Genomic DNA, 14,911 nt, shown 5'->3' on the forward strand with positions numbered 1-14,911 from the left:
ATCCTTGCCATATGTTCGTGCACTTGCTCCTGGAAGGCGTTGCTGACGGCTCGCTCGGCGTGGCGCTCGACGTCGTCAGCACGGCGTCGTTCCTCGCCGAGGCTGGGCGGACCCCTATCCCTCGTGGAACGAAGGCGCTGTCCCAGCGCGTGGTTTCACTCGACGGCCAGCCGGTGCGTTCCGCCGCTGGGCGCACCATCGCCGTGGAAGGGGCGTTCAGTCTTCGAGGCCTCCGCAAGGGCGATGTCGTCGTCTTGCCCGGGCTGTTCTCCGCCAGCGGGCGAACCGTCGAGCAGTTGCTGGCTCGCGAGGACGCGCGACGTGCCGCGGGCCTCCTTCCAGAGGCAGCCGCCAAGGGCGTGATGCTCGCCGCGTCGTGCTCGGCCACGTTCGTGCTCGCCGCGTCCGGTCTCCTCGATGGACAGTCCGCGACGACGTCGTGGTGGCTCGTGCCGGAGTTCGCGCGGCGATTCCCCCGGGTGTCGCTCTCGGCCGACCGCATGGTGGTCGACGCTGGGGACATCCTGACCGCGGGCTCCTCGCTGGCCCACGCCGACCTCATGCTCGCGATCGCCGCGCGGCTGCTGGGACCTTCCGTGGCGCATCTCGTGGCGCGCTACCTTGTGCTCGACGAGCGGCCGTCCCAGGCGCGCTACATGGTGACGGAGCATCTGCGCGTGTCCGACCCCGCGCTGCAAGCGGTCGAACGCTTCATCTTCCAGAACGTCGGCCGTCAACTGTCTCTGGACGAGCTCTCCCGCGTGGCCGCGCTGTCTCCACGCACGCTCGCGCGCCGAGTCCACGCCAGTCTCGGAATGACGCCGCACGAGTTCGTGCAGCGCATCCGCGTGAGCCGTGCCGTCCATCTTCTCGAGACGACGCACGTCTCGGTCGAGGACGTCGCTGCACGGGTGGGCTACGCGGACGCGGCGGCCTTCCGCCGTGTCTTTCGCCGCTTCACGGGGGAGTCACCTCGGCGCCGACGTGCGCCGGCTGGATGAAGCGCACGACGGCGCGTGCGACGTGGCGAACGGTCTCGAGAGTCGTGCCGGTGACACCTGACCGGGGGTGCGGTGTTCCCTTCGCACAATCGTCGTACACGAGGGGAAACACATGCCGTCCATGGTCTTGTTCGCCCAGGCTCCTGCCCCGGGCGTGGGCTGGTTGAGCAGCAAGTTGCTGGGTGTGACGCTCTCCAGTGCCGAGTGGGTGCTCTGGCTACTTGTGACCCTATCGGTGCTGTCCATCGCCATCATGCTCGAGCGCGCGCTGTACTTCGCCCGCCACCGGCTGCAGGACTCGGAGACCCTGGCTCTGCGCTTGGCCCGGGGGGAGTTCGACGCCGTCCGCGAGTCGGTGACAGGCCGTCGAGGCATGGAGGCCGCCGTCATCCTCGAGGGACTGGCTTCCTCTCCGCAGGGCCCGGACACCGTGGAGCAGGTCATCGCCTCCACCATGGCTCGCGAGCGGCCCCAGTACGAACGCTTCCTGTCCTTCCTGGGCACCCTGGGCAACAACGCGCCGTTCATCGGCCTGTTCGGCACCGTGCTCGGCATCATCAAGGCGTTCCACGATCTGGGCTCCATGAACGCCAAGGGCGCGGCCATCCAGGAGACGGTCATGGCCGGCATCTCCGAGGCGCTCGTCGCCACAGCGGTGGGGCTGGCCGTCGCCATCCCCGCGGTGGTTGCCTTCAACTTTTTCAACCGTCAGCTCAAGACGCTCACCAGCCGCACCAACGCCCTGGGGCACGCGCTCGTGGGCAGCCTTCGCTCGGAGGGTCGCTAGTCATGGCCGGCGGAGCTGCGGAGAACGACGACGAGATCACCGGTATCAACGTCACGCCGCTGGTGGACATCGTCCTGGTGCTGCTCATCATCTTCATGGTCACGGCCAACTTCATCGTGCGCGAGACGGTCGAGGTGGATCTGCCCCGCGCCGCCAACGGCGGAGAGACAGTGCAGGGGCTCGTCAACGTGGTGCTCGACAAGGAGGGCAAGCTCTTCTTCGACGGCACCGAGGTCAGCGAGGACGCGCTGTCGAAGAAGATCATCGAGGCGCTGGCCAAGGACAAGGACACCCGCGCCATCATCAGTGCCGACCAGTCACTGCCCTATGGCCAGGTCATGCACCTCATCGACGTGGTGAAGGGGCAGGGCATCGCGAAGTTCGCCCTCAACATCCAGAAGGATGCGGCCCCCACGCCGGCGCAGCTCTGAACGGTGCTTCCATGAGCCAGATGGTTCTCGATAACGGCGCGCTGCAGCTCCCACGGCGCGGCGGCTCGCGGTGGCTGGTGGGCTTCGTGGCAGGCTCCCTCGCGCTGCACGGCGGGGCGCTGATCTTCCTCCACACCCGGCCGGTGAGCGTGTCCACACCCCAGCGGCCCGTGGAGTTGGTGATGGTGGAGGTGCAGAAGCCGCCGCCGCCTCCTCCTCCCGAGGTGAAGGAGGAGCCCAAGCCCGAGCCTCCCAAGCCGCGCATCGTCCCCAAGCCCCAGGTGAAGGTCGCCCAGGCCCCCAAGCCACTGCCTCCGCCTCCGGTGGACGCGCCTCCTCCGCCCAATGATGCGCCTCCTCCGACCAAGGCGGCTCCCCTGGTGGTGGGCATCTCGATGTCCTCCACGACGAACTCGGGCGGTTTCGCGGCGCCGGTGGGCAACACGCTGTACGGGCGCACCGCGGACAAGGCCGCCGCACCCCAGCAGGTGAAGGCCTACTCGGCACCGAAGTACACGCCGATCTACCAGGTGGACAGCGAGCCCCAGTTGGCTGGCGAAGTGAAGATCCCCTACCCGGACGAGGCGCGCCGGGCGGGCATCGAGGGCACGGTGACGCTGGCCATCACCATCGACACTGAAGGGCGCGTGGTGGCTGCCCGCGTGGTGTCGGGCCCCGGCTACGGGCTGAACGAGGCGGCGCGCGACGCCATCCTGCGCTTCCGCTTCAAGCCGGCCATCAAGGGCGGCGAGGCCGTCTCCACCGAGATGAAGTACGCGTACACGTTCCTGCTCGACTGAGCGTTCGCTCTCACTCACTCCCTTTCCATTCCTGCCATGTCCTCGAATTTGAACGCCCGAGCTGCGCTCATCGCAGCCTCGCTCCTGACGGGTGCGCCCGCACTCGCCCAGGAGCAGACCTCTCCGCAGAAGCCCGCCGCGGAGGCCCCGAAGCCCGCTCCGCAGCTCACCAAGGCTCCCGTCCTCATGAAGCCGGTGGATGCGAAGTATCCCCCCGAGGCTGCCGCCCAGGGGCTCACCGCCGACGTGAAGATGATCATCACCATCGCCGAGGACGGCACCGTCTCCGATGCGCAGCTCGCCGAGCCGGTAGGCCATGGCTTCGACGAAGCCGCTCTCGAGGCGGTGCGAGCCTTCCAGTTCTCCCCCGCGGAGGTGGATGGCGTGCCGGCCCCCGTGCAGGTGGAGTACGTCTACCACTTCACCCTCTCCGTGCCCGCCACGGCTTCGGACTCCGCGCCCCAGGAGGAGAAGAAGCCTCTGGCGACGCTCACCGGCCAGCTCATCTCACGCGGCAGCCGTTCGCGCGTGGCAGGAGCCACCGTTCGTTGCGGAGACGATCCCGACGCGCCCGAGGCCCTCTCGGACGGGGAAGGACGCTTCACCCTCCAGGTCGAGCCCGGCCTCTGCGCCGTGCGCGTGGTAGCCTCCAACTTCCAGCTCTACCAGACGACGGAGACGCTCAAGCCCAACGAGACCACGGAGATCGTCTTCTACCTGGTGCCCACCGGCGGAGCCTTCGAGACGGTGGTGCGCTCCGAGCGGCCGAAGAAGGAAGTGGTCCGCCGCACGGTGTCTCGCGAGGAGGCACAGAAGACGCCCGGCACCTTCGGCGATCCGATCCGCGTCATCCAGACCCTGCCCGGCGTGGCGCGCGCTCCCTTCATCTCGGGAGAGCTGCTGGTGCGCGGCTCCAACCCGGGACAGACGGCGACGCTGATGGACGGGGTGCGCATCCCCCTGCTGTTCCACCTGCTGGGCGGCCCGTCGGTGGTCAACGCCGAGTTCATCGACTCGCTCGACTTTTACCCGGGTGGGTACGGCAGTCAGTACGGCCGAGCGGTGGGCGGAGTGGTGGACGTGGCCACGCGCAAGGGCGCCAGCGACACGCTGCATGGCTCGGTGAAGGTGGATGTGATGGACGCGGGCTTCTTCATCGAGGCCGCCATCACCGACGGCGTCAGCGTGGCCGCCGCGGCTCGACGCTCGTATGTGGATGCCCTGATACCCCTCTTCATCCCCGATGATGAGGGGAGCACGATCTCGGTGGTGCCGAAGTACTGGGACTACCAGGTCCGCGTGGACTTCGGCCTCCGCTCCAAGGACGCCCCCGCTCCCGGTGCCGCACGCAGCACGGGCCACATCATGGCCTTCGGTGCGGATGATCAACTCGGGATCGTCGCCTCCGGAGATGACGAGGCGAGGGACATCAAGCTCGGCACGCACACCCACTTCCATCGCATCAAGGGAGACTGGACGTACCGGTGGGGCAAGCTGTCCTCGTCTTTCACTCCCTACGTGGGCATCGACAAGAGCCATCTGGAGTTCGGCTCGTACAAGGAGAACGACACCTTCTACTCTGCGGGCGCTCGAGAGCTGCTGTCGGTGGAGCTGAACTCCTCTCTCTCCCTGCGCACCGGCTTCGACGCGTACTTCGAGCACGTGAATCTGGACGTGCAAGCCCCCGCGCCCGGAGGCACGGAGTACGTGCCCTTCCCTGGTGCCGAGCCCGAGGCGGAACTGTTCAGCGCGGATCTCACCGTCAACGGCTTCGACGGCGGGCTGTTCCTGGAGGCGGACTACAAGCTGGGCCCGCTCACCGTCACCCCGGGCGTGCGAGGCAACCTCCAGCACGCCAACGGCAAGGACAACCTGGCCCTGGATCCCCGGCTGTGGCTCCGGTACGCGGCCAGTGAACGGACCACCCTCAAGGGCTCCGCGGGTCTCTACAGCCAGCACCCGGAGACCTTCCAGTTCATCCTGCTGCCATACGGCAACCCGAGGCTCGGCTATCAGCGGGCCTTCCAGGCCAGCCTTGGAGTCGAGCAGCGGCTCCTGGATGTGCTGAACGTGGATGTGACGGGCTTCTTCAACCGCCGTTTCAAGAACGTGGTGTCTCCCGGGCAGCTCATCCCCCAGGACAGCGGTGCCATCCTTCAGGAGCGCTACAGCAATGACGGTGTCGGCAAGGCGCTCGGCGTGGAGCTGATGCTGAAGAAGGATCGCGCCTCCGCCACGGACAAGTTGCACGGCTGGGTTTCCTACACCTTCAGCCGCGCGGAGGACGGCCGTGCCGGGCCCATGCCCGCTATCACCGAGAGCCCCTTCGGCGGTGGCGGCTCGGGAGACAACGCGTACGGCCTGAGCCCGTGGGATCAGACGCACATCCTCACCGTGGTAGCCGGCTACCTGCTGGGCAATGGCTGGGAGCTGGGCGGACGCTTCCGCTACACCACGGGCCGCCCGTCGACGCCCCTCGTGCACCCGTATGACGTGTACGGCTCGGATGGAAACGGGTACTCGCCCATCCAGGGGCCGTACTTCTCCGCGCGCGCTGGCAGCTTCCACCAGCTCGACATGCGCGTGGACAAGAGCTGGCAGTTCCAGAGCTGGACGCTCACTGCGTACCTGGACGTGCAGAACCTCTACAACCGGAAGAACGCCGAGTTCTCCCTCGACGACTACCGCTACCGCGAACAGTACGAGCTGCCGGGCATCCCGCTCCTCCCTGTCCTCGGCGTGAAAGGAAGCTTCTGACATGAAGGCCTGTGTGAAGTGGTCGAGTCTGTTGCTCGTGCTGGGGTCCGTGGCCTGCGTAGAGCCCGAGGACAGGCCGGACCTGGTGCATGACTTCCGCGTGCTCGGGCTCTCCACCGAGCGCCCAGAGCTGATGGCTTCCGAGTGTGAGCTCACCGACGCGGTGATCGACTCGCTGAAGGATCCCGTGACGTTCCGGGCGCTGCTGGCGGATCCCCACGGAGATGGCCGCGCCATTCAGTACACGCTGTGGGCGTGCGCGGATCCGGAGGACGAGACGTGCTCGGACACCGCCAACCGGGTGCAGTTGGTGGAGGGCTCTACCTATGAGAATGAGCTCTTGCTCACCATCCGCCCCGGAGACACCTTGGCGGAGGACGGCACGCCGTTGCTGCGGCGCGTCCTGGAGAAGGATCCGTACCAGGGGCTGGGCGGGCTGCGCATGCCACTGGTGCTCCACGCCCGGGCGGGCGACGAGGAGGTGTACGCGCAGAAGCTGATGGTCTTCTGGTGCCCGGTGGTGGAGGGCATGAGCCCCAACGTCAACCCGGAGCTGCCTGGCCTGAAGCTCGACGATGCGCCCTGGGCGACGGACGTACTGCCGGAGCTGCGTGGCATGGGGCCCTTCGTCATGGGCACGGAGGACGTGTCGGCATTCGAGGAGCACTACGTGGTGCCCGGCCTGCGCTCCAAGTCGGTGAACCTTACGGAGGCGTGGAAGGTGTCCTGGCACGCCACCTTCGGTGAGTTTTCGCTCCAGGAGACGGGTGGCGCGGACCTCGGTGGCCAGGTGGGCCGGCACCGCACGGAGTGGGAACCGCCCGAGGAGGGAGGCTCCGAGCAGATCGTCACCTTCTGGGCCGTGGTGCGAGACGGGCGCGGTGGGCAGTCCTGGATCAGCCGCCGCGCGCGCTGGGTGCCCTGAGGAGGCACAACCGCGTCACGCATGCTCCATGACGGAAGCGGGCTTCTCCCGGGAAGCCGCGGGCCCGGCGCGGGGCAGCGAGACGGTGAAGCAGGTGCCGACCCCTGGGGTGCTGTCCACGTGGATGGCACCGCCGAGCGCCGCGACGATCTCGTGGACGATGTAGAGCCCCAGGCCCAGTCCGCCGTACTCTCGCGAGGAGACGGCGCGCTCGAAGCGTCCGAAGATGCGGTGGAGCTTGTCCTCCGGGATGCCGATGCCGTGATCCTGGACGGTGAGGAGCGCCATGCCCTCGTCCCCGCTGACGGTGACTTCGATGGGCTTGCCGCCGCCGAACTTGAGCGCGTTGCCGAGCAGGTTGGTGACGACCTGTTCCAGGCGCAGCCTGTCCCAGTGGCCGATGACGGAGCCCTCCGAGTGGAGCCGGAGCGGCGTCCCCGAGCGTGCCGACTCCTCGCTGAAGTGCTCGATGACGTCTCGAGCGATGGCGAGCAGATCGACATCCTCGATGTGGAGGTGCATCGACGCCTGCTGGAGCCGGGCGACGGAGAGCAGCTCGTCGACGAGCCGGGTGAGGCGGCGGATCTGCCGCTGGGCAGTCCGGGAGACGCGGGAGAGATCCTCGGGAGAAGGAGATGTCCGCTGGAGCCCCTGCATCGAGAGCTGGAGGGAGGTGAGGGGGGTGTACAGCTCGTGGGCGGCGATGGAGAGGAACTCATCGCGCAGGCGGATGGCCTCCTGGGCTTCGCGGTAGAGCCGCGCATGGTCCAACGAGAGAGCGGCGCGGCGTGCCAGCTCCTGCGCGAGCGCCAGATCGGCGGGCCCATAACGGCGCTCCGGAGCACCCGAGAGGAAGCTGAGGGCACCGATCCGCTGGTCCTGGGCGAGCAGTGGCACGGCCATGGTGGATTGGATGCCCAGCGGGCGCAGGTGCTCCACGTGCTCCGCCTCCAGTCCCAGCGCCTGGAGCCGCTCCTCGGACAGGTCCGGCAGGAACTGCGGCTGTCCTGTGCGAAGCGTCACCTCCTCCAGACGGCGTGAGTCCCCCGTGGGGGGATGGTTCTCCTGGAGCTCCCGCAGTGCCTCCTCCCGGGTGGGGTTGGCACAAGCGATGGCCGCGACATGGCTGTTCTGGTGCTCATCGGGCACGAGCACCGTGCAGCAGTCCGCGAGGAAGGGGACGGCGAGCCGCGCGACGCGGGACAGGATCGTCTCGTAGTCGAGGGACTCGGCCAGGGCCATGGAGGACTCCGCGAGGAACCGGACCGCGCGCTCGGCGCGGCGGCGCTCCTCGACTTCGACCTGGAGCCGCTCGAAGAGCAGGCTGTTCTCCAGAGCGATGGCCATCTGCGAGGACAACAGCTTGAGGACCTGCACCCGGTTGGGAGGGAAGGCCCGGGTGGCGAGGTTGTTCTCGAGGTACAGCACCCCCACGGAGGAGGCCTGGCGCCGGATGGGAACGACGAGCGCGGACTTCAGGTTGTGCGCGACGACATAGGGATCCAGGCGGAAGGGGCTCTTTCGAGCGTCAGCGAGGACGAGTGCCTCCCCCGAGTCGTAGGCATGGGTCACCAGGGACGGGGGAACATGGGGGGAGGCGTGGAAGGGCGTGTGCTCGAGGGAGACGGGCTCGGAGACCGAGCCCACGGCGCGCACGGAGAGGGTACCGCCCTCATGCAGCAGGAGGGCACCGCGCTGCGCGCCCGCGACCTCGAGACAGACCGTCATCAGCTTCTCGAGGAGCCGATCGAGGACCACTTCGCTCGAGAGCGTCTCCGAGGCCTTGAGGATGCCGAGCAGATCCAAGCCGGTCCCACTCGCGATGCTCTGCTCTCGCGTGGTGGGGATCTTCCAGGGGAGCGCCTCGGAGAGAGCGATGTCCGGGAACTCCTCCTCCAGGAGCACGGCCTTGGCGGTGGCGCCCCAGCGGGCAAAGCCCTTCATGGCGGCGCGGAGGTAGGGCACGGCGATGCGGCGGTGACCCAGGGTGTAATAGAAGCGGCCCGCGCGGTCGTGGGCGAGGGCCTCGTCCTGGCGGAACTCGTTCTGGCGGGCGGAGTCGATGGCCGAGTCATACAGGCGCATCGCATCGAGCTGGCGCCCCTCGATGCGGGCGAACTCGGCGGCGACCAGCAGGTGCTTCTGGCGGAAGTTCTCGGGACAGCCCCGGGCCCACGTTTCGAGCACATGCAGGTGCTTCTCGAGCCGTGCTCGGACGGTGTCCTTCTCAGAGACTGGAGCCACGGGGTGATACGCCGCGAGCGCCAGCGCCGTATAGAAGGTGTAGTCGATCGCGGGCAGCAGGGGCTTGACGAGCTGGAAGTTCACTTCCACGGCGCGAGACATCTCCAGGGCATCGGCGATGTCTCCCAACAAATACGACGTCTGCAGGCGCAGGATCCGGTACTCGCAGGCGACCAGGGGGCTGTCACGGATGGAGTGCAGGAACGCTTTCTCGGAGAAGGCCTCATCGTCATAGCGAGCCCGCTGGTCGGTCCGATCCTGGAGGCACAGGATGGCCTGACGGTAGCCGAAGAGCAGGTCCGCCATGTCCTGGTGGCCGACCCGTTGGACGCTTGCCAGGCTGGCTTCGCATTCCGCGTGGACGCGCGGCAGCTCCGTTCCCATGGCGAACAGGTTCTCCACGATCTGCGTGGTGGCATAGCTGGCGAACAGGAACTCGTTGCCTTCCAGCCCGGCTGCCATGGCCCTCCGCAACAACGGGAGGTTGGTGTGGTACGGCGCTCGCCAGAAGTTCACGCTCCCGGCGAACGTGGTCAGGCACCGGCACTCCTGCACCAGGTCGCCGGAGCGGCGGCTCAGCTCCACTCCGATCTCACCGAGCATCATACCGGTGTCGTAATCGCCCGTGTCCGCCCCCAGCGTGAACGCGTAGGCCAGGTACGCATGCGAAGAGTGACGGGTGTGGCCATGCTCCAAGGAGAGGTGGAGCATTCGCGTCTGGATGAAGGCGAACAGCCGCAGCTTGTCCTCGAAATAGGCGGCCATGACGGTGCTCGACATCAGCCGCATGAGGGTGATCAGGCGCGCATCCTGCGTGGAGGGAGCGGCGAGGAGCGCCTCTCGGGTACGGCCCCGGAGGAGCCCGCTCACAGCGGTAGACTCCTCCGCGATGGCCCGTTGGAGCTCGGGCTCGCTCTCGGGTGGCGCTTCCCCCATGAGCCGCAGGCCTTCCTTTCCCCACCGGAGCGCCTCCTCATAGTTGTGCATGATGCTGTAGGCGAGGACGTGGACTTCGTAGAGGCCCACCCGTTCGAGATCCGAGGTCACCTGAGGCAGCGCGGCCTGGATGATCGCTTCGGCGAGGGCATGGTCTCCAGTGAGGTGCGCGCACTCCGCGGCTTGCTGGTGGAGCGCCAGGGCCAGCTCATGGCGGGATTGCCAGGCTTCGGAGGGGAGGAGCGCGAGCCCATGCCGCAGGTAGACGAGCGCGGAGCTGAAGGCCGAGGTCGCCTCCGCCTTGCTGCCGGCCTGGAGATACAGCTCGGCGAGCTGGAGCCGCTCGGAGGGCTCCAGCCTCTCGTGGGACTCCATGCCCATGTCGAAGTGATCGGCCACGTCGAAGATGCGCTCGTCCCGCTCGTGCTCGGAGACGCCCTCCAGCAGTTGGCGCCCGATCCGCCGGTGGAGGTGGCGCTTCTCCTCGTCGGAGAGCAGTGAGTACAGGGCCTGTTGGATCCGGTCGTGAGCGAAGCAGTAGGCGGCGGAGTACATGGGGCCGTCGTCACCAGGCTGGCTCATCCCTCTCTTGAAGCGGGGACCCCGGCTGTCGGGGACGAGGATTCCTTGCTGGAGGGCGCTCCACAGCGCACCCGCCGTGTCCTCGATGGACAGCTCCGCCACGGCGGCCAGGAGCCAGAGATCCACCCGGTGCCGGAGGCAGGAGGCAATCTGGAGCAGCCGCTGCGTGAGCACGGGAAGCCGGCGGATGGCGGGCAGCAGGACTTCGACCACGTTCTCGGTGACCTGCACCTGGGAGAGTCGAGCCGGATCCCAGCTCCATCGTCCCTGCTCGGAGTCGAAGGACAGGAGCCCCGAGTGGTGGAGGAACCGCAGCAACTGCTTGACGAAGAAGGGGTTCCCCGCGGTTTTGTGGAGCAGGAGCTCCGCCAGGGGCTCAGCTCGCCGGGGACGGACGTGGAGCGAGTCGCTGCAGAGCCGGGTGAGATCGCGCAGCTCCAGCGGGGGGACCTCGAGGGTTCTCAGGGGGACGCCCATGACCCGCATCGCCTCGAGGGTGCGCGTCAGCGGATGCAGGGGGCCGACCTCGTTGGAGCGGAACGCCCCCAGGAGCAGCACGTGGCGGAGTTCCCGCGTCGTGGCCAGCCCGCAAAGCAGGTGGAGCGAGCCGACGTCCGCCCACTGCAGATCATCCATGAAGAGGACGAGCGGGCGCTCCGCGGTGGCGAACGCCTGGATGAAGCACTGGAGCGTGAGCTGGAAGTAGTGCTCCGTCTCGGCGGGCCCCAGCCGAGACGAAGAGGGCTTTTCGCCGAGCAGGTACTCCAACTCGGGAACGATGCGAGCCATCCGGGCGACGCGGGTGCCCAGCGCCTCCCGCAGGCGCTTGCGCCAGATGAGGTGGACGGAGGGAGGTTCCCGGAGCAGGCCTTGAACGAGCCCTCGAAGCGCCTCCCTCAGCGAGGCATGAGGCACGTGGCCATGGAGTGGGTCGCACTTGCCGAAGAGGAACCAGGCCCCTTGCTCGAACCGCCCGCGCAGCTCCTGGACGAGCGAGGATTTGCCAGAGCCCGCCTCTCCCGAGACGAGCATGAGCTCGCTGGGCCCGCTGCGCACACGCTTCACGGCACTGCCCAGCTCGCTCAGCTCCGCATCGCGCCCATAGAGCTTGTCGGAGATGACGAGCTCCCGGCTCAGATCGTGCCAGCCGAGTGCGAAGGGAGTGATGGTGCCCGAGTGCCGCCACTGCCGCGAAGCCTCGCGCAGATCGGCCTCCAGGCCCTCGGCGCTCTGGTATCGCTTCTCGGGCATCTTCGAGAGCAGCTTGAGGACGATGTCCGAGAGCAGCCGAGGGATGGAGGCGTTGAGCTGGTGCGGGGGGAGGGGAGGCCTGGCGAGCTGTGCGTGGATGATCTCGGCCGGATCCGCCGAGATGAAGGGCGGCACACCCGTGAGCAGCTCGTAGAGCGTGGCGCCGCAGGAGTAGAGATCCGCGCGGTGGTCGACGAGCCGGTTCATCCGTCCCGTCTGCTCGGGAGCGATGTATGCGAGCGTCCCCTCGGCCTCGCCCACGAAGCCCGCGGTCTTCGTCGCGGTGCCGAAGTCGATCAACGTCACCCGCTTCCCGTCGGGCCCCAGGACGAGATTGGAGGGGTTGATGTCCAGGTGGAGGACGTTGCGTCGGTGGAGCTGCCGGAGGATGGAGATCAGCTGGAGGGCCAGCTCCAGGAAGCGGTCGAGCTCGAGGGGCTTCTGCCCCAGGTGCTTCTCGAGATCGATCGGGCCAGCATCCTCCAGGACGAGCGCTGGAGTGCCCTCTACCTCCTGCAGGGCAAGGGGCTTCACCACGCCCGGGACATCCAGCCCGCTCAGCAGCCGGTGCTCGTGGCGCAGCGCGGCGGCGGCTCGGGCCGCCAGGGGGCCGGGCTGGACCGTCTTGAGGATCCGGGGAGCACCCGAGCGCTCCTCTCGGACACGCAAGACGATGTATCGGCGCCCCTCATGGATTTTCAGCGGGTCGAGGTAGCCAGGAACCTGAAGCGACACGGCCTCCCCCATGGACGAAGCGCCTGCGAGACGAGCCTCCTGGGAGGATGGGGTTGGGGAAATCCCCAATGCACCCTCGGGTGTGGGGGCTGGCGGCGGCCCGGCGGCCCGGCCTGCTGACGCTCCACGCCGAATACATTTTAATCGGGATGCAATGTTTAAGTCGGATTCGTTGAAAAAAAGGTCAGACTCTGTCACTTCGTGGAGCGCTTTCCCCCGACTCGGAAGGAGCACCGCATGAGGAGACGCTTCGGCAGTCTGGCCCTCTCGTTCGCATCGATCCTGGCGCTGTGTCAGGGCTGCAACCCGGTGACGGAGGAGGAACTGGAGACACCTCCGGCGGCCGCGGCTCCCACCGGTACGGCGGCCCAGCCACTGGCGGCGCCGGGCTTCGCCGAGCTGCACCACCACATGTTCGCCGAGGAGGCCTTCGGCGGCGGCTGGTTCCACGGCAGCTATACCGGGACGCTCGCCAGCTGCGATGGAGGCATGCCCGAGAGCGATCACGCGCGCGTGCGCATGGACTTGAGCAGCCTGCTCAACCTGTGCCCCAACTCGGGCAACGTGAACCTGAGCGGCGTGCCGGTGCTCTCGCAGTTGTTCGGCATCAGCGGCGCGGTGGGCTCGGAGTTCATCGGCAAGATCGAGGGCACCGAGGGCGACACCGGAATTCACCTGGGCCGCATGAACGTGAACACGCAATGGCCGCGCTGGGACACCATCGCGCACCAACAGGCGTGGGAGGGCTGGCTCCAGAAGGCGTACCAGGGCGGCATGTCCCTGGTGATGGTGTCGCTGGTGAGCAACGAGTTCCTCTGCAAGGTGCTGCCCACCCAGAATCTCAAGCGCGCCTGCGACGAGATGTCGGACGTGGACGTGCAATTGCAGATGGCGCGGGACTTCGATGCGCGCACCTCGTGGGCGGAGATCGCCCTGTCCCCGGCGCACGCCCGGCAGATCATCGCCTCCGGCAAGCTGGCCATCGTGCTCTCCATCGAGTCCAGCAAGCTGTTCGGCACCAAGGACTGGCGCACCGAGCTGGACCGCGTCTACTCGTTGGGCGTGCGCTCGCTGCAGCCGGTGCACCAGCTGGACAACCGCTTCGGCGGCGCGGCGCCGCACAACGCCATCTTCCAGGCCGCCCAGTTCCTGGAGAACTGCCACATCGACACGGACTGCGGCCTCACGGGTTCTGGCTTCACGCTGGGCTTCGACGTGGACACCAACTGCCGCAACGTGAAGGGGCTCACGGCGGACGGCAAGGCGCTGGTCCAGGAGATGATGAACAAGGGGATGGTCGTCGACATCGCGCACATGTCCGAGCGCAGCATCCAGGACACGTTCGCCATCTCCCAGGCGCGCACGTACTACCCGCTGCTCGTCTCGCACGGCCACTTCCGCGAGGTGATGAACCCGGACCTGGCGGCCAACGAGAAGACGACTCCCGCCTGGGTGGTGCAGTACCTGCGGCAGACGGGCGGCATGTTCGGCCTGCGCACCGCGCATGACGAGACGCGCACGTACACGAAGACGACGGTGGCCAACACCTGCCAGGGCTCCACGCGCTCGTTGGCGCAGGCTTACGAGTTCGGCCGCATCGGCCTGAAGGTGCCCATGGCCTTCGGCGCGGATCTCAACGGCTTCATCCAGCAGACGCGCCCGCGCTTCGGCAACTACGGGGCGTGCTCGGCGGGCTTCAAGGCCGAGGCGGATGCGCAGATGAACCAGCAGCGCGTGAGCGGGCCTCCTCGGTTGGGCACGGACTTCGACGAGTACGGCCTGGCCCATGTGGGCCTGCTGCCGGATGTCGTCCGGGATCTCAAGCAACTGGGCGTGAACACCACGGGCCTGGAGAACTCCACGGAGAAGTTCATCCAGATGTGGGAGCGGGCCAACAGCACGCGCACGGGCATGGCGGATGCGGCGGCGGACATCGACACCAGCGGCGTGGCGGCCTACGTGCCCAAGGCCACCCGCGAGGCGCAGTACCCGCAGATCTGCGGCAAGGCCTACGCGCCCAGCTCCAAGGCGGTGGGAGACTCCTGCCGCTTCGCCCAGGAGTGCATCAGCGCTGCGTGCTCCACCTCCGAGGGCTGCTCGGGCACCGTGGGCACCTGCATCTGCGATGGTGACAACGATTGCGCCACCAACCAGTACTGCGGCGTGGGGCTCAACCTCGGCGCGTGCCGGAACAAGCAGCCCAAGGGCGCGCTGTGCACGGCGAACCGCGAGTGCCTCTCGGGCAAGTGCAGCTGGCTGACCTGCAACTGAGCCAGCCGAGCCGGTTGGGCTCTCTCAGGCCGTCCCGCCGTACCCGGGGACGGCCTGAGGGCTTCTAGGGGGGAGGGTCAAACGCGCTCCAGGCAGGAGGGCGTTCAGGTATGTAGGGTGGTCAACCACTGGACTGGGAGCAGCTTCCGGTGTGTTGAGTGAGCCATCTAGCCTGTCCCAGGACAATTCCT

8 protein-coding genes are annotated in these 14,911 nt (G+C 67.6%); 7 read left to right on the top strand and 1 reads right to left on the bottom strand.

Features of this window, described 5'->3' with window-relative positions:
- Window positions 1-11 precede the first annotated feature (11 nt).
- The 6 genes from KY501_RS26395 (at window position 12) to KY501_RS26420 (ending at window position 6,701) form a co-directional block, all read left to right on the top strand.
- On the top strand, window positions 12-1,001 hold the full coding sequence (locus KY501_RS26395; protein ID WP_224366217.1) for a GlxA family transcriptional regulator: 990 nt from the start codon (window positions 12-14) through the stop codon (window positions 999-1,001).
- A 112-nt stretch (window positions 1,002-1,113) separates the two neighbouring features.
- On the top strand, window positions 1,114-1,788 hold the full coding sequence (locus KY501_RS26400; RefSeq protein ID WP_224366218.1) for a MotA/TolQ/ExbB proton channel family protein: 675 nt from the start codon (window positions 1,114-1,116) through the stop codon (window positions 1,786-1,788).
- Between the two features lie 2 nt (window positions 1,789-1,790).
- Window positions 1,791-2,219, top strand: a complete 429-nt coding sequence (locus KY501_RS26405) for an ExbD/TolR family protein (RefSeq protein WP_224366219.1) — start codon at window positions 1,791-1,793, stop codon at window positions 2,217-2,219.
- 11 nt (window positions 2,220-2,230) lie between these two features.
- A complete protein-coding gene (locus tag KY501_RS26410; protein WP_224366220.1) occupies window positions 2,231-3,019 on the top strand; it encodes an energy transducer TonB in 789 nt (262 codons plus the stop codon).
- Between the two features lie 36 nt (window positions 3,020-3,055).
- Window positions 3,056-5,776, top strand: a complete 2,721-nt coding sequence (locus KY501_RS26415) for a TonB family protein (protein WP_224366221.1) — start codon at window positions 3,056-3,058, stop codon at window positions 5,774-5,776.
- A 1-nt stretch (window position 5,777) separates the two neighbouring features.
- The gene (locus KY501_RS26420; RefSeq protein WP_224366222.1) at window positions 5,778-6,701 is read left to right on the top strand and encodes a hypothetical protein; all 924 of its coding nucleotides are present in this window, start codon (window positions 5,778-5,780) and stop codon (window positions 6,699-6,701) included.
- 15 nt (window positions 6,702-6,716) lie between these two features.
- Here the strand turns inward: KY501_RS26420 and KY501_RS26425 are convergent, their stop codons facing one another.
- On the bottom strand, window positions 6,717-12,449 hold the full coding sequence (locus KY501_RS26425; protein WP_224366223.1) for a sensor histidine kinase: 5,733 nt from the start codon (window positions 12,447-12,449) through the stop codon (window positions 6,717-6,719).
- 237 nt (window positions 12,450-12,686) lie between these two features.
- On the opposite strand from KY501_RS26425, the gene KY501_RS26430 reads away from it, so the two are divergent.
- Window positions 12,687-14,720 carry a membrane dipeptidase gene (locus tag KY501_RS26430; protein ID WP_224366224.1) on the top strand — a complete coding sequence of 678 codons (2,034 nt, stop codon included), beginning with the start codon at window positions 12,687-12,689 and terminating at the stop codon, window positions 14,718-14,720.
- Window positions 14,721-14,911 lie beyond the last annotated feature (191 nt).

The organism is Hyalangium versicolor (assembly GCF_020103695.1).
Taxonomy (GTDB): Bacteria; Myxococcota; Myxococcia; order Myxococcales; family Myxococcaceae; genus Hyalangium; species Hyalangium versicolor.